Genomic DNA, 19,540 nt, shown 5'->3' with positions numbered 1-19,540 from the left:
AGTCGCTGTCAAGCAATCGTCATCCGCCATCCAGCGTACGCCATGCGGCGCGCAGGTAAAAAACCATCGACCACAAGGTGAGTCCGGCGGCGATATACATGAGTGCTACGCCGATGGCGTGCGTGGGCAGGCCGAACAGCGGGTAGTGATACAGCAGCAACAGCAGCGCGATGATCTGGCATGTAGTCTTGATTTTTCCGGTAAACGATACTGCCACGATGCCGCTCTGACCCAGTTCCGCCATGTATTCGCGCAACGCGGAGACGGCAATCTCGCGTCCGGTGATGATGATCGCCGGGACCGCCAGCCACACGGTGCCGTGCCTGCTGACCAGCATCACAAGTGCCGCGACCACCATGAGCTTGTCCGCCACCGGATCTAGAAACGCCCCGAACGCTGAGATCTGGCGCCAACGGCGCGCAAGATATCCGTCCAGCCAGTCGGTAATGCCAGCCAGCGTGAATATCGCTGCACTCGCCGGATAAGCCCATCCATAGGGTAAATAAAACACCAGCACAAACAGCGGTATCAGGGCGATTCGCAGTAACGTAAGGACAATCGGAATATTGATGATAACGCGGTGCCGCTTTGCCACCGTGGCGGCTAGTGGCGCTTTGCCGGACAACTCTCCATCAATACGCATGGAGGGCATCGTATATCTCTCGTGCCGTACCCGCGCTGATGCCTGGCACCTTGGCGAGGTCCTCGATCCCGGCCCGGCTTATGCCACGCATGCCGCCAAAATATTTCAGCAGATTCTGCCGTCTTTTTGGTCCCAGCCCGTGAATCTGCTCTAGTGGTGACTGCGTGCGGCTTTTGGCGCGGCGCTGACGATGGCCGGTGATCGCGAATCGATGCGCCTCGTCGCGTATCTGCTGGACCAGGTGTAGCGCGGGCGAGTTCGCCGACAGCACCACGGGCGTACGCCGGTCGCTAGCAATCAGACTTTCGAGTCCTGGCCGGCGACCCTCGCCTTTCGCCACGCCGATGATAGTCACACCCGCCACCTGCAGTTCTTCCAGCACTTCCACCGCCTGCCGGACCTGGCCCTTGCCACCGTCAATAAACAGAATGTCCGGCAGCTTGCCCTCGCCCGCCTTCAGCCGCGTGTAGCGTCGCGTGAGGGCCTGGCGCATGGCGGCGTAGTCATCGCCGGGTTCTATGCCTGATATATTGAACCGACGATAATCGGATTTGACCGGGCCCTGCGCATCGAACACCACGCACGACGCCACCGTCGCCTCGCCCATCGTGTGGCTGATGTCGAAACATTCCATGCGGCCCGGCGCCGCCGCGAGGTCCAGCTCTTCCTGCAGTGCGTCAACGCGACGCTGCATGTCTGCCCTGGAAGCCAGGCGTTCGCCCAGCGCATGCACGACATTGCGGTTCGCGATGTCCAGCCAGCGCGCGCGCGGGCCGCGTACGGTGGACGTAATCCGCACGCTCATGCCGCGCCGGGTCGTCAGCATCCCGATCAGCGACTCGAAATCGGCGGGCTGGTGGCTGACGATGATCTCGGCCGGCACGTCGTGAGTCAGATAATACTGCCCCATAAACGCAGTCAGCAGTTCCGCCTCATGCATATCCTCAGGCGCGCGAGGGAAAAAGCTCTTGTTGCCGAGATTGTGACCGGCGCGGATGTTGAACACCTGCACACCTGCCAGTCCCTGTCCCAGCGTAACGGAGATGATGTCCAGATCGCCGCCCTCGCCACTGACGTATTGCTGTTCGGTGATGCGGCGCAGGCTCTCGATCCGGTTGCGGTAAGCGGCCGCGCGCTCGAACTCAAGGCGCGCGGAAGCCGCTTCCATGCGCTCGATCAGAGCCTCGATCACCTCGCCGGTCTTGCCTTCCAGAAACTTGATCGCATGCTGCGCGTTGATCCGGTACTCATCGCCGTCGACGAAGCCGACGCAGGGCGCGGTGCAGCGGTCGATCTGATATTGCAGACACGGCCGCGTGCGGTTGCGGCAGAAACTGTCTTCGCACTGGCGCACCTTGAAGAGCTTCTGCAGCAGATTCAGGGTCTCGCGCACCGCGCCAGCATTAGGATAAGGCCCGAAATAACGGCCCTTGCCGCGCCGCGCGCCGCGATGAAACGACAATCTGGGATAGTCCTGCTCGGTAGAAACGTAAATATACGGATAGCTTTTGTCGTCGCGCAGCACCACGTTGTAACGGGGACGATGCTCCTTGATCAGGTTATTTTCCAGCAGCAGCGCCTCGGCCTCGGTGCTGGTAACCGTAACCTCCACCTGCTGGGTCTGGGCGACCACGGTGTCGATACGTGGCCCATGTCCGCGCCGCTGAAAGTAGCTGGACACCCTTTTCTTTAGATCCTTGGCCTTGCCAACGTACAAATACTTGCCGCGTGGATCCAGCATGCGATACACGCCTGGACGGTGGGTGAGATTACTTAAAAAGCGATCGATATCGAACGCGGGTTCGGTGTGCGCGGTCATCGTCCCATTGTAATCCGGCGCGGCGCGCGTAGGGAATCGGCCTTGCGGCGGCGGACCTCGCGTGGGCGCGCTCAGCCCCACTCGGCGTAGGGGTGAGAGGCGAGCCGGTTGTTGTAATAGCGCAGATCGTCGGTGATCTCGCGATCGAGCCAGCGGGGACGATCGAATGTTTGCCGCGCCTATTGCAGCTCGATCTCGGCCACAATCAGGCCCTGATTGACGCCCTCGAATTCGTCGATTTCCCACAGATCATCGCCACCATACACGGAATGACGGGTCTTCTCGATGCGATGACCTTCGCACAGATTCTCCAGCATTTCGCGCGCGTCGGCGATCGCGATGGGGTATTCGTATTCTCCGCGCTGCCTGCCCGGCACCGCCTGCTTGATATTGAGCCACGCGCGGGTGTCGCACACCCGCACCCGAATCGAACTTAAGGCCGTGTTGGCGAGATAGCCTTGCACATAGCGCTCGCGGCGGATCACATCCGCGCGCCAGGCGTCGGAACATAGCAGAAACTTGCGTTTGATTTCGGTCGCCATATGTGCACGCGAGAGAGGCAAAACGGACAAATATTATACTTGGCGGAAACGAGACATGAATCCCCGCGGAAACGAGTCCTGGCCAGCGGCGCCTAGAACCTGACCAGCGCGGAACCCCAGGTAAAGCCGCCGCCGAAAGCCTCCATGATCAAAATCTCGCCGCGCTGGATGCGGCCGTCGCGCACCGCCACGTCCAGCGCCAGCGGGATGGACGCCGCGGAGGTGTTGCCGTGATCCTGGATGGTCACCACCACATGGTCCATGGACATTTTCAGCTTGTGCGCGGTAGCCTCGATGATGCGGTAATTCGCCTGGTGCGGGATCAGCCAGTCGATGTCTTCCTTGTCGGTAAAATTGGCGGCTAGGGTCTCATCGACGATGCGATGCAGGGTGCGCACCGCCATCCTGAACACCTCATTGCCTTTCATCGTCACAAAAGCGCCGCCATCGAGCAGCGACTCCTGACCCTGGCCTATGCCGCCGGGCACGTGCAAAAGATGCTCGAAACTGCCGTCCGCATGCAGATGCGTGGACAGAATTCCCGGCTCCTCGCTTGCTTCCAGCACCACCGAGCCGGCACCGTCGCCGAACAGCACGCAGGTGGTGCGATCCGTCCAGTCCAGCAGACGCGACAGCGATTCGGCGCCCAGGACCAGCGCGCAGCGCGCGCCGCCCGTGCGGATAAAACGATCGGCGATACCCAGCGCGTAAACGAAACCCGTGCATACAGCCTGTACGTCGAAGGCCGCGCAGCCGTGAATGCCCAGGCGTTTCTGCAGCAGGCACGCGGTGCCGGGAAAGATCTTGTCTGGCGTGGTGGTGGCGAGCACGATAAGATCCACGTCTTGCGGGCGTCGTTCCGCCATTTCCAACGCGCGCCGCGCGGCGGCTTCGGCCATGTCGCCAGTCGATTCACCCTCCGCCGCGATGTGGCGTTTCCTGATGCCGGTGCGTTCAGTAATCCACTGGTCCGAAGTATCGACCAGCTTTTCGAGGTCGTGATTGGTCAGCACCTTGCGCGGCAGGTAGCCGCCGGTTCCGGTAATGCGCGCATGCTTGGCTGAAATAATTATTCCGCTCCGGGTTGTTCTGCTCCGGTTTTATCCGGCTCGCTGGTCGTTCAGCAATCTTGCCAGCTGCTTGTCGATGCGCTGGGGTACCGCCTTGCGAGCCTCCACGCGGGCGATCCGGATGGCGTGCTCGAAAGCAAGAATGTCAGCGCCGCCGTGACTCTTGATCACGATGCCCTGCAAGCCCACCAGACTTGCGCCATTGTAACGCCGTGGATCGATGCGGCCGCGAAACGCTTTCAGCACCGGCATGGCGACCAGCCCCCGCAACCGCGACAGTGCCGTGCGCCTGAATTCTTCCCGCACCAGTTGTGCGATCATCTGGGCTACCCCTTCGCTGGCTTTCAACGCGGTGTTGCCGACAAAGCCGTCGCACACCACCACGTCAACATCGCCGCAGTAAATGGCGTCCCCCTCTACATAGCCCACGTAGTTTAGCAGACTACGTTCCAGCAGGCGGTTCGCCTCCTTGACCTGATCATTGCCTTTGATGGCTTCCTGCCCGACATTGAGCAGGCCCACCCTGGGGCTGTCGAGCTCATCCACAGCACTCGCCAGCACCGACCCCATTACCGCGAACTGAAACAGATGTTCGGCCTTGCAGTCGACATTGGCGCCCAGGTCCAGCACGTGCGTATGACCCTTGATCGACGGCATGCCGGTGATAATGGCCGGCCGGTCGATGCCGGCAAGCGTCTTGAGCACGAAACGCGCGGTGGCCATCAGCGCGCCGGTATTGCCGGCGCTCACGCAGGCCTGGGACGCGCCCGATTGCACCAGGTTGATCACGACCCGCATCGAGGAATCTTTCTTGAACCGCAGCGCCTGCGCCGGCGGCTCATCCATCGGGATCGTCTGCGTGGCGTGCGTGATTTGCACCCGCGGCTGATCGCGCCCGCCCGCTTTTTCCAGTTGCCGCGCGATCTGCTGCTCGTCGCCGACCAGGATGACCTGCAGGTCGTCAAAGCGGTGCAGCATGTTGATCGCCGCGGGCACAACCACCGGAATCCCGTGATCACCGCCCATGGCGTCCAGGGAGATGGTGACGAACTCCTTCATCGCCGACAAGACGGACAGCTAGATGTCAGATGACACGGCTGCAAACCCGTTCCAACGACAAAATACCGAACGGATCGCGCGCGTGTGTGCGTCTCAGGTTTCTTCTTCGGTATCGTCGTCGGGCTTGATGATCTGGCGGCCACGGTAATAGCCGTCAGGCCCGATGTGGTGACGCAGACGTGTTTCACCGGAGGTGGAATCGGTTGCCAGGGTCGGCCCGGTCAGCGAATCGTGCGCGCGGCGCTTGTCCCGGCGCGAGCGGGAGCGGCGTCTTTGTGGTACGGCCATCGGTATTCTCCAGTAATAATTGCGCCAGGGCTAGCCGAAATCGTCGGGAACCGGCTAGCTCGTCTTCAGACCTTCAAGCACGCTGAACGGATTACGTGCCGGCGGCGTGTCCTCCGCCGCGTTGACTACGCTTGTGTCCGCTGTCTGACCGCCCGGGTTAACCCGCTCGCAAAGCGCCGCGTCCGCGTGCGCTGGAATCAGCGGTATCGACAGCAACAATTCATCTTCAATAACATCCTGTGTAAAGATGTCGGTATCAGCGACTTCCAGAACGTCGTAATCCGCCAGCAGCCGCTGGGCCTCGGCCTCACCCTGCGCCAGCACCAGCTCGAACCTGCGATCAACCGCTTGCGTATACGGCCGCAGACAGCGCTGACATTCCATCTCCAGCCGCGCACTGATCGCGCCTGCTATCACTTGCAGGCCACTCGCGTTGCGACCGAAGTACAGCGACACATAAACGGCCCCGCTGGATGTGATCAGCGTGTCCGATGTCATCAACAATCTGCCCAGTCGCTTCATCCGCGCGAGCAGCAAAGAACCCCGCAGGCGCACGTGTTGCTCCGCCAGGCGGCGAGGATCGATCCGCAATGGCAACTCCCTGGACATAAGCCCGCGGAGTCTATAGGCTCGCCAGCCGCGCGTCAAAGCAATGCACTGTAGTATTCGCCTTGTGCTTGCGGGGCGATCTGTCTGTCGGGCTCGCTAGCGTCGTAGCGCCAACACCGTTCCTGCGAACCGTCAGCGATCACGCTTGGCGGGTCTGTCCCGGCTGAGGTATCTCTTGTCAACGAGTCATTTTGTTCTCGCTTCCAGTTCGCCCCACCGTAAGGCGCTGCTGAAGCGTCTCGGCCTGGATTTCGAAGTGGTTGCGCCGCACGTGGATGAAACACCGCGCCCGGGCGAGATCGCCACCGATATGGTGACGCGACTGGCGCTGCTGAAGGCGCGAGCGGTAGGCGCGCAGCGTGCCGGCGCGCTGGTCATCGGCAGCGATCAGTGCGCCATGCGGGACGGGGAAATTCTCGGCAAGCCGGGCGGCTTCGACGCCGCTGTCGAGCAGCTCGCGGGCAGCGCAGGACGCTGCGTGACCTTTCACACCGGTCTGTGCCTGCTTGACACCGCGAGCGGCGAGACTCAGATTGACGAGGTAATAAGCAAAGTCACCTTTCGAACCCTTTCACGCGCTCAGATCACGACTTATGTACGCCGCGAGACACCTTATCAATGCGCCGGCAGCTTCATGTCCGACCGTCTGGGGATCGCGCTGGTGGAGAAAATCGAGGGGCCGGACCCGACCGCTCTAATCGGACTGCCCCTGATTCAACTGGTGAGCATGCTGACGCGGGCCGGGCTAAGCCCGTTGAGCGACGCGCTCGATCGCGATCGGGCTTGAGCCGGACGCGTGGTGCGCTGATGAATTAACTAGGCACGTGATTTGCGCATGAACTAATATGTCGCTTGCAAATTAATAACTACAGCAATCACCCCACGAGCCTCGCATGAAACAGAATATCGTATTTATCTCGGGCATCCCGCGCAGCGGCACCAGCCTGTTGAGCCTCATGATCGGCGCACACCCCAGATACGTGAGCGTGGGCGAGGTTTACGGCCTGATCAGGCCAGGCTCGGAGCGCTTTGCCAACCCGGAGGGCGTGCAATGCTCGTGCGGCAAGACCGCCAACGACTGCACGTTCTGGGGCGAAGTCGTCAGTCGCCTGCGGGGTTCGGACGAAGCCACCGCAGCCGGGCGCTATCAGATTTTTCTGGATGGATTCAAGGCTCGTTTCGGCGACGACAAGGCCCCTGTCGATTCCTCCAAAGCGATGCCGGCGCTGGCAGCGCTGACTACACTCCCGCATGTGCAGGTCAAGACATTTTACGTCATCAAGGACGTGCGCGCGTGGACCGTGTCACTGCGCGAACACCAGAATCAGCAGTTCAGAAAGCTGCCGCGCTATCAGCGGTTTACGCGCAACATGTCCTCACGGCTGTTCCGGCGCTGGTATAGGGAGAACCGTGAGAATCAGGCCGTGATCAAGCGGCTCGGCGTGCCCTCGGCGCAGCTGAGCTACGAGGAGCTTTGCCTGTTTCCCTCCCAGTCGCTCACAAAAATCTCCGCGTTTCTGGGCGATGAGTTCACGGCAGAAGTCTTATCGTTCAACAAGGCCGAGCATCACGGGGTGCTAATCAACCGCATGCGCAACAGCGAGGAGAAAATGAGTGGCGTGTTCTACGACAACCGCTGGTTGTTCAGTCACAAACAGTGGCGGGTGCCCATGCTGCTGTTCCCCCGCATCATGGACTATAACAATCGCCACGTGTACGGTCATGTCGCCACGCCGTACAAGCAGCCGGGCGCAGACCAAATAACGGTTCAGTCCGAGCGTGCCGCAGGTTAGCGGTTACGATCGGGAGGTATAACTCCCACACTAGCGCAAATCGGGCAACAGCAGGCGCGCCTCGATTTCGCGCGCTAAGGTCGTGCCCAGACGATCGGCGAACCACTCCAGATAATCTTGTCTATGCGTGAAATCGACGACGTTGTCGACGCCGATGACCTCGCGCGCCACGTAACCGGCGCTGCCCATTTCGTCCACCAGACCCAGCCTCATCGCGCGCTTGCCCGACCAGACCAGGCCCGAGAACAGGCCAGGGCCGTCCTTGAGCCGGTCGCCACGGCCCTCCCTGACCACGTCGATAAACTGCTGGTGAATTTCCTCCAGCATCGCCTCGATGTGCGCGCGCTCGGCCGGGTCCTGTGGCAGAAAAGGATCCAGCATGCCCTTGTGTTCGCCGGCGGTGTAGAGCCGCCGTTCCACGCCCAGCGTGTCCAGCGCCTCGACAAAACCGAAACTGTCGATGCGCACGCCAATGGAACCGACCAGACTGGCCTCGTTCGCGAAAATCCTGTCCGCCGCCACCGCCACGTACATGCCGCCGGAGGCGCACACGTCCGAGACCACCGCATGCAGCGGGATGTCCGGATGGAGCTCGCGCAGGCGATAGATTTCGTCGTTGATGTAACCCGCCTGCACCGGGCTGCCGCCGGGACTGTTGATGCGCAGGATAATGCCGGAAGTCTGTTTGTCGTCGAAGGCCGCACGCAACCCGGCGATCACATTCTCGGCACTGGCAGCCTGGTCCGCGGCGATGACGCCCTCCAGCTCGATCAGCGCCGTATGTTTGCCGCCTGTCACGGCATAGTCCGGCCCCGTCTTCAACGCGCCCAGCACAAAGAGCAGAAAGAAAAGGTACGCGAAACCCAGCAGCTTGAAAAAAATTCCCCAGCGCCGTGTACGGCGTTGCTCCGTCAGCCCCGCGGCCGCCAGCTGTGCCAGCGTCTCCCGCTCCCAGCCGAGGGCATCTCCCTGTGTCTTTGCTGAGGTTGATTCGGTTGGTTCGTTTGCCATGCGATTTACCTGCGTGAGCACGAAAGCGCCGTCAGTCTAACATTGGCCTGGAGTATACAACGACGCGATTTCACAGCTCACCGCAACGCGCGCCATGCGCTTCTAGCAGGCTGTTGAAAAACAGCCTGCTAGTGCGGGGCATGGATGCCCTGCCCGCGAACTAAAACACGCAAGTGTTTGATTCGCGTAGACGGGTCCGGACATGCGCCGGACCCGTCGCGAAAAAGGGCAGGACAACCCTTTTTCAACATCCTGCTAGATTCTCCACAACCTGTTGCAGGCGCGGCTCCAGCGGCGCCTCGATACTGTAGCGTTTTCCTGAGTTGGGAATCCGGAAGTCCAGGCGCGACGCGTGCAAAAACAGCCGCCGCAGACCGCGGGCCCGCATTTCTCGGTTGAACCCGTGGTCACCGTAGCGGTCGTCGCCCGCGATCGGCTGACCGAGATGCGCGGCATGCACACGAATCTGATGCGTGCGTCCGCTCAGTGCGGACACGTCCATCAGCGAGCTGTTGCCGAATCGAGCCACGGGCATAAACAGGCTCACCGCGTGCTTTCCGTGCGCGTCGGTCGTCACCCGGCTGTGCTCGGGCAACCGCTCCAGCGCGGCGGTAACCCTGCGTGCGCCGCCTGCCCAGCGACCCTGTACCAGCGCAAGATAATGTTTGTCGATGCCGCCATCATGCAGCAGGCGATGCAGCGCGTTCAGCATCGATCGTGACTTGGCGAGCAGCAGGCAGCCGCTGGTGCCACGATCCAGGCGGTGCACAAGTTCCAGCTGCGGTGCGTGCGGTCGCGCCTGCCGCAGGATCTCGATCACCCCGTAATCCACGCCGCCGCCGCCATGCACGGCCAGCCCGGACGGCTTGTCTAGTGCTATCAGATCCTCGTCTTCGAGTAGAATCGCTGTTTCCAGACGCTCGCAAAGCGCGGCCGGCGCCGCCACCGGTGTACGGTTACCGCTGCGCACCGGCGGTATGCGAATGCGGTCATCCGCGGCCAGCCGATACGTCGGTTTGATCCGGCCCTTGTTGACTCGCACTTCGCCGCTACGCAGGATGCGGTAAACGTAGCTGCGCGGCACACCCTTGAGACAGCGCAGCAGGAAGTTATCGATGCGCTGTCCGGCCTGGTCGTTCTCGACGACGACCTGCCTGACTGCCGCCCGCTGCGGGTCGGTGGGACTGCTCATGCCCCGCGCCACCGCGCACAAGGCATGTATTTGATGGGATTACTCATCGCTGCTATATTGAACTCGCGCGGATAAGACTGGGCAGTCCTATAATTTAACTCAATTAGTCCCGCCGCCGCGCATCGATCAGATTTTCATGCGGGCCGTTCCGGCTCCGAAATTGGGGTGTTGCTCCAGTAACCTGCCGAATGATCGCCAGCAAACACGCAATACTTTATGCGCGGCGTCAGATGCGGGTTATTCAGCAACACATTTGGGTATCGCTCACGGACGTGGTACAGACACGTAACTTAAACATTTGAGCGGTGATTTGAAAAACGCGATTCCCTTCTGTCCGGGACCTGTCCGGCAAACGTGGCTGGTTAAGCTTTTCTGGTTCGTGAGCGCCGTACTCGCGCAGCATGGTATGGCCTGCGAACCTGCATCTGCGCCAGCGGCACGGACAGGACGCATTGTTCGAGAACAATCCGATGAAACGAATTTTGATCAACGCAACGCAGCAGGAAGAACTGCGCGTGGCGATGGTGGATGGGCAGAAATTATACGATCTGGATATTGAGCTGCCCTCACGGGAGCAACGCAAGTCCAATATTTATAAGGGTACCGTCACACGGGTAGAGCCCAGCCTGGAGGCCGCGTTCGTCAATTATGGCGCGGAACGTCACGGCTTTCTGCCGCTAAAGGAAATCGTGCGTAGCGCGTTCGAGTCCACCGACCTGGACAACGGCGACAAGCGCTCTATCAGGGACCTGCTGAAAGAAGGCCAGGAACTGGTCGTGCAGGTCGAGCGAGAGGAACGCGGCAACAAGGGCGCGGCGCTGACCACCTTTATCAGCCTCGCCGGTCGTTACCTGGTGCTGATGCCCAACAATCCGCGCGCCGGTGGCGTCTCGCGGCGCATCGAGGGCGAAGAACGCGACGAGATCCGCGAAGCCCTGAGCCAGATCGAGATCCCGCCAGGCATGGGCGTGATCGTGCGCACCGCCGGCGTCGGCAGGTCTCAAGAAGAGCTGCAGTGGGATCTCGATTACCTGACGACCCTCTGGGAGGCGATCCAGCGCGCCAGTGCTGAGAAATCCGCGCCGTTTCTCGTGCATCAGGAAAGCAACGTCATCCTGCGCGCGCTGCGCGATCACCTGCGTAACGACATCGGCGAGATCATGGTCGACGATGCGAGCGTGTTCGCTCAGGCGTCCGAGTTCATGAAGCACGTCATGCCGCACAACCTCAAGAAGCTCAAGCTTTACGAGGATCGCGTGCCGCTGTTCAACCGCTACCAGGTCGAAAGCCAGATCGAATCGGCGTTCGAGCGCATCGTGTATCTGCCCTCCGGCGGTGTGATCGCGATCGATCACACCGAGGCGCTGGAGTCGGTTGACATCAACTCCGCACGCGCCACCAAGGGCGGCGATATCGAAGAGACTGCGCTTAACACAAATCTGGAAGCGGCTGACGAGATCTCGCGCCAGTTGCGGTTGCGCGACGTGGGCGGCCTGATCGTGATCGACTTTATCGATATGGCGTCCGGCAAGAATCAGCGCGAAGTCGAAACCCGCCTGCGCGATGCCCTGCGCCTGGACCGGGCGCGCGTGCAGGTTGGCCGCATTTCGCGCTTCGGGCTGCTGGAAATGTCGCGCCAGCGGCTGCGGCCATCCCTGGGCGAATCCAGCCAGATCGTGTGTCCGCGCTGCTCGGGGCATGGCAACATCCGCGGCGTCGAGTCGCTCGCCCTATCGGTGTTGCGCCTGATGGAAGAAGAAGCGATGAAGGACAAGACCGGCAGAGTGGTCGCGCAGGTGCCGGTGGAGATCACCAGTTTTCTGCTCAACGAAAAGCGCGCCATGATCGCGGATATCGAAAACCGCCATCAGGTGCAGTTGATCGTGGTGCCGAACCCCAATATGGAAACCCCGCATTTTCAGGTTTCACGCTATCGGGCGGACGACGAAGAATTCAAGGGCAAGAGCAGCTACGAACTCGTGACACCCGAAGCGCCGCCCGCGCCACTGCTCGGCCGCCAGCGCGCCGCGTTCGAGACACCGGCGGTGCAGGCGATCGTGCCCACCCATCCCGCGCCGGCGCCCGCGCCCGAGCATCTGCCTGAAAGCATCAAGGACGGGTTTTTCGTACGGCTGTGGCGCAACATGTTCGCGGTCGGCACCGAGACTCCAGCGCCACCTGCGAAGACCGCGGCCAAAGTCGAGTCACGCCGTTCGCCGCGTCCGCACAATGGCCGCTCGCAAACAGGGAGTTCGCGCGCGCGCGGCAAAAACAGTCGGGAGACATCCCGGGAGCCGGCGAAGAGCAAACCGGCGACGAGTGACAGCAACACTAACGAAATCGAACCGCGCAAACCGCCGCAGACCGAGCCAAACACGCAGGAAACGAAACCTTCGTCCGGTAGCCGCCGTCGTAGCCGGGGTGGCGCGCGCAGGCGGCGCAAACCGCAGGATGGCGCACCATCGACACAGAGCGCCGACAAATCGAACCAGTCGAGCGATACATCTGACGCTGGCTCCGGTCCCGTGCCAGGCAATCCTTCCGGGCCGCCACCGGCGCAAGTTGATTCGGGCCACACTTCAGCGCGCGACGAAGAAACTCACAAGGCGCCGCCGGCAACATCTCCAGCGCAACCCGATCGCCCCTCGCAAGAAAGCTCGCCACCAACCCCGGGGGAGCCCGCGGAACGGCCGCAGTCCCCGGAGAAGAAGGTTGACGCCTGATTGATAATTTTATAGCAGTGCTCGCAAGCGCGTGAGGCTATGTCCTGTCCCAGAAATACGCTGGCATAGTCTAGCCAGCTTGGCTAAGATCGAATCGGCGGTAGCGGTCCACACGAAGGGTTGCGCATTTTGGTTGTGGTGAGTAATGAAGTGATCGATCTTGGCGATCAGTTCTTTGACGCTTGTGAACGAGCCGCGCCGGATGGCTTGGCCGGTAATGAGCGCAAAGAAGCGCTCAACTTGGTTGAGCCAAGACGCGTAAGTCGGGGTGAAGTGCAGATGCCATCTTGGGCGTCGCGCCAGCCAAGCCTTGACCTTGGGATGTTTGTGGGTGCCGTAGTCGAGCACCAAATGCACCTCCAACTCAGCCGGGACGTTGGCTTCAATATGTCGCAAAAAGGACAAAAATTCCTGATGCCGGTGGCGCGGTTTGCACTGCGCCAGTACTCTGCCATCCAGCACGTTGAGGGCGGCGAACAGCATGGTCGTGCCATGGCGCTCATAGTCATGCGTGATGCCTTCGACATAGCCCAGTCCCAAAGGCAGCATCGGCTGCGTGCGCGCCAGTGCTTGGCACTGCGATTTCTCGTCCACCGACAGCACGATGGCCTTGTCCGGCGGATGCAGGTACAGCCCCACCACATCGCGCAGCTTTTCCACAAAGAACGCATCGGTCGAGAGCTTGAAGCCACGCGTGCGGTGCGGTTGCAGGCCAAAGAGCTTGAAAAAGCGCTGCACCGCACTCTTCGACAGCCCCGCCTCGGCCGCCATGCCGCGCACGCTCCAGTGCGTACCAGCCCGCGGCTTGGTATCCAGCGTGCGACGAATCAACTCGGCAATCCGCTCATCGTCAATCGAACGCGGCTTGCCCGCACGCAACTCATCGTGCAGCCCCGTGATACGCCGCTCAATAAAGCGGCTGCGCCACTTGCCTACCGTGGCCGCATGCACGCCCAGCAGGTGCGCCACCGCTCGATTGCTGGGCTCAGCAGCGCACGCCAACACCAGCTTGGCACGCTGCACCAGCGCGGCCGGCAGCGAACGCGATCGCGCCATCGATTGCAACTGCTCGCGCTCTTGCACACTCAGCATCAACGCAGGCTTAGGTCGTCCGGTCACCATCGGGCATCTCCCGCAACAAAGATACCCGAAAACAAAGCAATAAATGTGCTACGTATTACTGGGACACTACACTAGGTCATATATGAAAAAGCCCGCCGCCAAAGTCGACAACCACACGCAAGTGTTGCGGGCGTATCCACCAAGACAGGACCGGCCAGTTGCCATTCATAGCTGGTGGTGGCGCCGTATGTGCTCCAGCAAGCCGCCCGCGCCGTCCTCGACCATGTCCAGTACCCGCTCGAAGCCGCCCCCGCCGCCGTAGTAGGGATCCGGCACCTCCGCGTGTACCGGCTGGCGCGCGAAATCCATCAACAGCCACACGTTGACTGCCGCCGCGGGCGCGACCAGCGCGCGTATCTCATGCATATTTTCGTCATCCATCGCCAATATGTAATCGAAGCGCGAAAAGTCGGCCGGCTCGACGCGGCGCGCGCGCTGCCGGGTTAGGTCGTACCCACGCTTCGAAGCCGCCGCCACGGCGCGTTTGTCAGGCGACTTGCCGATACGGTAGGCGTGCGTGCCCGCCGAATCCGCCACAATCACGCGCGCCAGCCCGGCGTCCGCCACCAGCTTGTCGAATACGCCCTGCGCGGTCGGCGAGCGACAGATATTGCCCATGCAGACGAACAGGACCTTCACCTTCGGCGGCGATTCCACCATGCTTGTCACGTCGCTGACGCGCGCAAACATATTGGTAAATTTGTTGCGGATCGTGCTGTAAGACATGCTGGCTAAGCGTTGGAGAGTAACGCTGGGAGCGACCCGGGCAGACAGATCAAGCTGGCGGAGGGTCAGGGATTCGAACCCTGGAAAGACTTTCGCCTTTTCCGGTTTTCAAGACCGGTGCATTCAACCGCTCTGCCAACCCTCCACGGTATACATGGCGCGTAGGTTAGCAGGCAGGCCCAAGCACCGTCCACAAACGCCCGTATGCACCGCTTTGCGCCGCACTTTCGGCAGATCGTTCATTTGCCGTTCCCTGCCGCCGATGCGAAGAAGGTTTACGCCGCATTTTACCGACCGGCGGCATTGCTCACTATGGCCGCAACCGCACGTCGGCTGATCGCTGCCGCCCGCGCGTGCAGGTGCCATGGGCCACTTAGTTTTTGCGGCAGCCTGCGCTACTAATCAGCTATCTCGCGCGGATGTGATATGCGCGAATGGGGGCGCACGGCTCCAGGATGGGCGATAACAAACGCGCCGGAGCGATTCATTAATGTGCTCTGGCAGGGTCACGGATCAAGACGCAAGCAATAAAACCAATGACTTTTGTTCAGGACATCACTGAAGCCCTGCCTACCGAACAGGCAGGACGGTTACATGAGGCTCGTTACCGCAAGCTCATCGAAATGTCGGCGCACGGCGTCTGGCGCGCACGCGCTGACGGCCATCTCACCTATTGCAATCAGCGGTGGCTGGACTACATCGGGCTGGACATGGGAGCACTGGAGGGCAATGGCGTCAGTCAGAGCGAAGCGCGCCTGCGGCTGGTGCTGGATTCCATGGCGCAGAAGATTTTCACCGCCAACGCACAAGGCGAAGTGGATTATTTCAACCCGCAGTGGTCGGAGTTCACTGGCCTGCCCTTCGACATCATCCGCGATTGGGGCTGGACGCAGTTTATCCATCCCGATGATGTGGAGACAAACATGCAGCGCTGGCAGACAGCGATCGATAGCGGCCAGCCGTTCCTCCTGGAGCAACGGTGCAGACGCGCTGACGGCGCATATCGATGGCACTTGAGCCGCGCCCTGCCGATACGCAACGACGGGGGCCAGATCATCATATGGGTCGGCGCCAACACCGACATCGATGACCAGAAGCGCGCCGAAGGGTTGTTACGGGAAAGCGAACATCGGGTGCGGCTGATCGTGGACACATCGTTGGACGCAATCGTGACGATGAGCGAAGACGGGAGTATTACCGGTTGGAACCCTCAGGCCGAGGCAACGTTCGGCTGGAAACACGACGAAGCCATGCACCGCAACCTGGACGAGCTGATTATCCCGGAAGTGCATCGCGAGGCGCATCGCCGCGGGCTGCAACACTTTCTGGAAACCCGCATAGGCCCGGCCCTAAACCATCGACTGGATCTGACGGCGCTACACAAAAAGGGTGGCGAATTCCCGATTGAACTGACGATCTCCCCGCTCATGCTGGGAGAAAAGTACGAATTCAGCGCCTGCGTTCGCGACGTCACCCAGCGCAAGCGCTGGCAGGAAGAAATCGAAACACTTAACGAGACTCTTGAACAGCGCGTCACCGACCGTACCACGCAACTGCAACTGGTCAATCGTGAGCTTGAAGCGTTCGCCTACTCGGTATCGCACGACCTGCACGCACCGTTGCGCGCGATCGACGGCTTCAGTCGCAGTCTGGCGCTTGATTACGCCGACAAGCTGGACGCACGCGGCACGGCCGATCTTGAGCGCGTGCGCAATGCGGCCCAGCGTATGGGTCAGCTTATAGATGACCTGTTGGCGCTCTCGCGCCTCGCTCGCAGCGAGATGCGCCTGGCTCCAGTCGATCTGGCCAGTCTGGCGCGCGACGCCCTCGCGGAATGCCAGGCGGCTGAGCCGGCGCGCGAGGTGGAACTGCACATCGCGCCCGGCTTGCAAGACATGGCGGATGCGCGGTTGACGCGGGTCGCGCTGGAAAACCCGATTGGCAACGCGTGGAGGTTTACCGGCAAGCAGCCTGACGCGCGCATAGAGATCGGCGTTGAGCCACACGCCGGTGGCACAGCGTTCTACGTGCGCGACAACGGCTGTGGATTCGATATGGCTTACGCCGACAAACTCTTCGGCGCCTTTCAGCGCCTGCACAGCCGCGCGGAGTTCGATGGCACCGGCATCGGGCTCGCGAACGTGCAGCGCATCGTTCACCGCCATGGCGGCCACATATGGGCGCAGGCCGCGGTCGATCAGGGGGCGAAATTTTATTTCACCCTCTCTCCCGCTGACGAGGCGCATGCACACCATGTCTGAAAAAATCATCCTGCTGGTCGAAGACAATCCCGACGACGAAGTGCTAACCCTGCGCGCGTTCGAGCGCCACGGGCTCGCCAATGAGATTGTCGTGGCGCGCGATGGCGCCGAGGCGCTTGATTACCTGTTCGCGACCGGGCCCTCCGCGCAGCGCGAAGCGAGCCTGCCGACACTCATCCTGCTGGACCTCAAGGTGCCCAAGATCGACGGCCTGCAGGTGCTCAAGCGGCTGCGCGAAGGCTCCCGCACCCGCGCCCTGCCCGTGGTGATCCTGACGTCGTCGCGCGAAGAGCCGGATCTGGTGGAAAGCTATCGGCTGGGCGCCGACAGCTACGTGCGCAAACCCGTAGATTTCGATCATTTCGTGGAAGCGGCGCGGCAACTGGGCCTCTATTGGCTGATGCTGAACGAGCCGCCGCCGCGGACGGCATGCTGAGATGTCGCGGCCACTGCACGTGTTGCACGCGGAGGATTCGGACGATGACGCCGAACTGATCTTGCATGCGCTGACCGATAACGGTCTTGAAGTCATTCCGCGCAGGGTGGAAACCGAGGCCGCATACATCGCCGGTCTCGACCCCGCACCCGACCTCATACTAGCGGACTATTCAATGCCGCGGTTCAGCGCCGAACGCGCGTTGCACCTGCTGCAACGCCAGGGTCTCGATATGCCATTCATCGTCATCTCCGGGCATATCGGCGCCGACGCCGCCGTCGCGCTGATGAAGGCCGGTGCGCATGACTACCTCTTGAAACACGATCTCGCGCGGCTGTATCCGGCCGTCCAGCGCGAGCTGCGCGAGGCGGTGGAACGCGCCAGGAGGCGGCGGGCGGAGATGGCGCTCAAGGACAGCGACGAAAAACTGCGGCTGATCATGGAGCACGTCAACGATCTGATCATGGTGGTGGACGCGCAAGGCCGGCGGCTGTTTGCGAGCAGATCGTATCAGGCGCTGTTCGCCGATCCGGCGGCGATCGTGGGCACCGACTCGTTCGGCGAAGTGCATCCGGACGACAAGGAGCGGGTGCGGCGCGTGTTTTGCGAAACGGTGGCCACCGGCATCGGCCAGCGCTGCGAGTATCGCCTGGCGCTTGGCGAGCACGGCGTACGGTACATCGAGTCGCAGGGCAGCGCGACCCGCGATGAATGCGGGGAGGTATCGAAGATCATCGTGGTCTCGCGCGACGTCACCGAGCGCAAGCAGTCCGAGGCGCGCATTCAATATCTGGCCCAGTCCGATGGCCTCACCGGCCTACCCAACCGCACCCTGCTGACCGAGCGCATTGGTCAGATGATCGCGCAAGGCGATCGTCACGGTGACTCCCTGGCGCTGCTTTTTATCGATCTCGATTATTTCAAGACCATCAACGATTCGCTCGGCCATCTGGTCGGCGACAAGTTACTGAAGCAGGTAGCCGCCCGCCTGTGCCAGTGTATGCGCAAGAGCGACTTTGTGGCGCGCCTGGGCGGTGACGAATTCCTGATGGCGCTAGGCGGGATGAAGCACTCGCAGGACGTCGCCTTGATCGCACAGAAGATCGTGGCCTCCATCTCGCAGTCTTACAATGTCGTCGACCACGTGCTCGATACGCAGTGCAGCGTCGGCATCAGCATTTATCCGAACGATGGGCGCGATGTACAAACCTTGATGCGCAACGCCGATATGGCGATGTATCACGCCAAGGAGAAGGGCCGTAACCAATACCAGTTCTTTTCCGAGGAGATGGGCGCGCGCGCGGCCGAACGGCTGATGCTCGGCAACGCCATGCAGCTGGCGCTGGAGCGCGAGGAATTCGAACTGCACTATCAGCCGTGCATAGAACTCGCCACCGGCCGCATCACCGGCGTGGAGGCGCTGATCCGCTGGCGGCACCCCGAACTGGGCCTGTTGTCGCCGGCGCGCTTCATTCCGCTGGCGGAGGAGACCGGCTTGATCCTGCAGATCGGCGACTGGGTATTGCGTACGGGCTGCGCACAGATGCGTGACTGGCAAACAAAAGGCATTGAGAATGTGTGTCTGGCGGTAAATCTCTCGGCGCGACAGTTCCGCCAGGCCGAACTGCCTCAGCGGATCGCCGCAGCGCTGACCGACGCCGGTCTGGGCACCCACGCGCTGGAGCTGGAAATCACCGAGAGCATGGCCATGCAGGATCCCGAGCGGGCGCGCGAGCTGCTGCTCGAACTCCAATCAATGGGCATCGGGCTCAGTATCGATGACTTCGGCACCGGCTACTCGTCGCTCAGCTATCTGAAGCGCTTTCCGCTTCGAAGTCTCAAGATCGACCGCTCGTTTGTGGATGGCATTCCGGACGAGGCCAATGACGTGGCCATTACTCGCGCGACCATCGCGCTGGCCCACAGCCTGGGTCTCAACGTAATTGCCGAAGGCGTGGAAACCCGGGCGCAACAGGTATTTCTGACGGAGGCTGGCTGCGAGCGGGCGCAGGGCTACCTGTTCAGCAAGCCGGTCTGCGCCGCCGACGCCGAAAAGCTGCTGCGGCAGAAATATCTTGGCGTATCGCGCACTGCAGCGCAAAGGCGCGGCGCGCTTGAGTAAATGTCAAGTCCCGGACGATTATAAGGCTTACGATGAAACAACGCAGGGTGCTTGGCATGCCATTGCTTCATCGCCTGGATGGGTGGCTTGGCATTGAGGGCGGTTTGCGGCAAGTGATGGGTGT

At 61.5% G+C, this 19,540-nt stretch carries 16 protein-coding genes, 1 tRNA gene and 1 pseudogene; 6 read left to right on the top strand and 12 right to left on the bottom strand.

Annotated elements, in window-relative coordinates; genetic code table 11:
- Positions 1 to 19: 19 nt before the first annotated feature.
- From pgsA to H0V34_12360, 7 genes and pseudogenes are all read right to left on the bottom strand, one after another.
- A complete protein-coding gene (gene pgsA / locus H0V34_12390; GenBank protein MBA2492452.1) occupies positions 20 to 643 on the bottom strand; it encodes a CDP-diacylglycerol--glycerol-3-phosphate 3-phosphatidyltransferase in 624 nt (207 codons plus the stop codon).
- On the bottom strand, positions 633 to 2,462 hold the full coding sequence (uvrC, locus tag H0V34_12385) for an excinuclease ABC subunit UvrC (protein MBA2492451.1): 1,830 nt from the start codon (positions 2,460 to 2,462) through the stop codon (positions 633 to 635). Before uvrC ends, pgsA begins: the two co-directional genes overlap by 11 nt.
- A gap of 71 nt (positions 2,463 to 2,533) precedes the next feature.
- Positions 2,534 to 3,004, bottom strand: a pseudogene (locus H0V34_12380) (CYTH domain-containing protein).
- Positions 3,005 to 3,096: 92 nt separating this feature from the next.
- Complete coding sequence (locus H0V34_12375; protein MBA2492450.1) at positions 3,097 to 4,071, bottom strand: ketoacyl-ACP synthase III; 975 nt, start codon at positions 4,069 to 4,071, stop codon at positions 3,097 to 3,099.
- 33 nt (positions 4,072 to 4,104) lie between these two features.
- Positions 4,105 to 5,133, bottom strand: coding sequence for a phosphate acyltransferase PlsX (plsX, locus tag H0V34_12370; protein MBA2492449.1), 1,029 nt, complete (start codon positions 5,131 to 5,133; stop codon positions 4,105 to 4,107).
- Positions 5,134 to 5,226: 93 nt separating this feature from the next.
- The gene (rpmF, locus tag H0V34_12365; GenBank protein ID MBA2492448.1) at positions 5,227 to 5,421 is read right to left on the bottom strand and encodes a 50S ribosomal protein L32; all 195 of its coding nucleotides are present in this window, start codon (positions 5,419 to 5,421) and stop codon (positions 5,227 to 5,229) included.
- Between the two features lie 54 nt (positions 5,422 to 5,475).
- Positions 5,476 to 6,012, bottom strand: a complete 537-nt coding sequence (locus H0V34_12360) for a DUF177 domain-containing protein (GenBank protein MBA2492447.1) — start codon at positions 6,010 to 6,012, stop codon at positions 5,476 to 5,478.
- Between the two features lie 193 nt (positions 6,013 to 6,205).
- On the opposite strand from H0V34_12360, the gene maf reads away from it, so the two are divergent.
- Positions 6,206 to 6,817, top strand: coding sequence for a septum formation protein Maf (gene maf / locus H0V34_12355; protein ID MBA2492446.1), 612 nt, complete (start codon positions 6,206 to 6,208; stop codon positions 6,815 to 6,817).
- Positions 6,818 to 6,923: 106 nt separating this feature from the next.
- Positions 6,924 to 7,823 carry a sulfotransferase domain-containing protein gene (locus H0V34_12350; protein MBA2492445.1) on the top strand — a complete coding sequence of 300 codons (900 nt, stop codon included), beginning with the start codon at positions 6,924 to 6,926 and terminating at the stop codon, positions 7,821 to 7,823.
- A gap of 30 nt (positions 7,824 to 7,853) precedes the next feature.
- On the opposite strand, the gene H0V34_12345 is transcribed toward H0V34_12350, so the two are convergent.
- Both H0V34_12345 and H0V34_12340 read right to left on the bottom strand, forming a co-directional pair.
- Positions 7,854 to 8,834 carry a S49 family peptidase gene (locus H0V34_12345; GenBank protein MBA2492444.1) on the bottom strand — a complete coding sequence of 327 codons (981 nt, stop codon included), beginning with the start codon at positions 8,832 to 8,834 and terminating at the stop codon, positions 7,854 to 7,856.
- 244 nt (positions 8,835 to 9,078) lie between these two features.
- A complete protein-coding gene (locus H0V34_12340; protein MBA2492443.1) occupies positions 9,079 to 10,026 on the bottom strand; it encodes an RluA family pseudouridine synthase in 948 nt (315 codons plus the stop codon).
- A gap of 470 nt (positions 10,027 to 10,496) precedes the next feature.
- On the opposite strand from H0V34_12340, the gene H0V34_12335 reads away from it, so the two are divergent.
- Positions 10,497 to 12,749 (top strand): Rne/Rng family ribonuclease, encoded by a 2,253-nt coding sequence (locus tag H0V34_12335; GenBank protein ID MBA2492442.1) that lies wholly within the window; start codon positions 10,497 to 10,499, stop codon positions 12,747 to 12,749.
- A gap of 9 nt (positions 12,750 to 12,758) precedes the next feature.
- Here the strand turns inward: H0V34_12335 and H0V34_12330 are convergent, their stop codons facing one another.
- The 3 genes from H0V34_12330 to H0V34_12320 all read right to left on the bottom strand — a co-directional run bounded on the left by H0V34_12330 (position 12,759) and on the right by H0V34_12320 (position 14,742).
- Entirely contained in the window at positions 12,759 to 13,871 is a 1,113-nt protein-coding gene (locus H0V34_12330; protein ID MBA2492441.1) for an IS630 family transposase, read from the bottom strand.
- Between the two features lie 165 nt (positions 13,872 to 14,036).
- On the bottom strand, positions 14,037 to 14,597 hold the full coding sequence (locus H0V34_12325) for a low molecular weight phosphotyrosine protein phosphatase (GenBank protein MBA2492440.1): 561 nt from the start codon (positions 14,595 to 14,597) through the stop codon (positions 14,037 to 14,039).
- A 55-nt stretch (positions 14,598 to 14,652) separates the two neighbouring features.
- Positions 14,653 to 14,742: transfer RNA gene (locus H0V34_12320), tRNA-Ser, on the bottom strand.
- A gap of 391 nt (positions 14,743 to 15,133) precedes the next feature.
- Between H0V34_12320 and H0V34_12315 the strand changes: the two genes are divergently transcribed.
- From H0V34_12315 to H0V34_12305, 3 genes are read left to right on the top strand one after another with little or no spacing between them, the layout of a single operon-like run.
- A complete protein-coding gene (locus H0V34_12315; GenBank protein ID MBA2492439.1) occupies positions 15,134 to 16,858 on the top strand; it encodes a PAS domain S-box protein in 1,725 nt (574 codons plus the stop codon).
- On the top strand, positions 16,851 to 17,294 hold the full coding sequence (locus H0V34_12310; protein MBA2492438.1) for a response regulator: 444 nt from the start codon (positions 16,851 to 16,853) through the stop codon (positions 17,292 to 17,294). The genes H0V34_12315 and H0V34_12310 overlap by 8 nt, the downstream gene beginning before the upstream one ends.
- A gap of 1 nt (position 17,295) precedes the next feature.
- On the top strand, positions 17,296 to 19,416 hold the full coding sequence (locus tag H0V34_12305; protein ID MBA2492437.1) for an EAL domain-containing protein: 2,121 nt from the start codon (positions 17,296 to 17,298) through the stop codon (positions 19,414 to 19,416).
- The last annotated feature ends 124 nt before the right edge of the window (positions 19,417 to 19,540 follow it).

This window comes from Gammaproteobacteria bacterium, from assembly GCA_013696315.1.
In the GTDB taxonomy this organism is placed as follows: Bacteria; Pseudomonadota; Gammaproteobacteria; order JACCYU01; family JACCYU01; genus JACCYU01.
This window is presented reverse-complemented; position numbering and strand designations above follow the sequence as displayed.

Bases quoted from the DNA above. Each gene is read 5' to 3' on its own strand.
- pgsA (MBA2492452.1), bottom strand. From the start codon at position 643: ATGCGTATTGATGGAGAGTTGTCCGGCAAAGCGCCACTAGCCGCCACG.
- uvrC (MBA2492451.1), bottom strand. From the start codon at position 2,462: ATGACCGCGCACACCGAACCCGCGTTCGATATCGATCGCTTTTTAAGT.
- plsX (MBA2492449.1), bottom strand. From the start codon at position 5,133: ATGAAGGAGTTCGTCACCATCTCCCTGGACGCCATGGGCGGTGATCAC.
- rpmF (MBA2492448.1), bottom strand. From the start codon at position 5,421: ATGGCCGTACCACAAAGACGCCGCTCCCGCTCGCGCCGGGACAAGCGC.
- H0V34_12350 (MBA2492445.1), top strand. From the start codon at position 6,924: ATGAAACAGAATATCGTATTTATCTCGGGCATCCCGCGCAGCGGCACC.
- H0V34_12345 (MBA2492444.1), bottom strand. From the start codon at position 8,834: ATGGCAAACGAACCAACCGAATCAACCTCAGCAAAGACACAGGGAGAT.
- H0V34_12340 (MBA2492443.1), bottom strand. From the start codon at position 10,026: ATGAGCAGTCCCACCGACCCGCAGCGGGCGGCAGTCAGGCAGGTCGTC.
- H0V34_12335 (MBA2492442.1), top strand. From the start codon at position 10,497: ATGAAACGAATTTTGATCAACGCAACGCAGCAGGAAGAACTGCGCGTG.
- H0V34_12330 (MBA2492441.1), bottom strand. From the start codon at position 13,871: ATGGTGACCGGACGACCTAAGCCTGCGTTGATGCTGAGTGTGCAAGAG.
- H0V34_12325 (MBA2492440.1), bottom strand. From the start codon at position 14,597: ATGTCTTACAGCACGATCCGCAACAAATTTACCAATATGTTTGCGCGC.
- H0V34_12315 (MBA2492439.1), top strand. From the start codon at position 15,134: ATGACTTTTGTTCAGGACATCACTGAAGCCCTGCCTACCGAACAGGCA.
- H0V34_12310 (MBA2492438.1), top strand. From the start codon at position 16,851: ATGTCTGAAAAAATCATCCTGCTGGTCGAAGACAATCCCGACGACGAA.
- H0V34_12305 (MBA2492437.1), top strand. From the start codon at position 17,296: ATGTCGCGGCCACTGCACGTGTTGCACGCGGAGGATTCGGACGATGAC.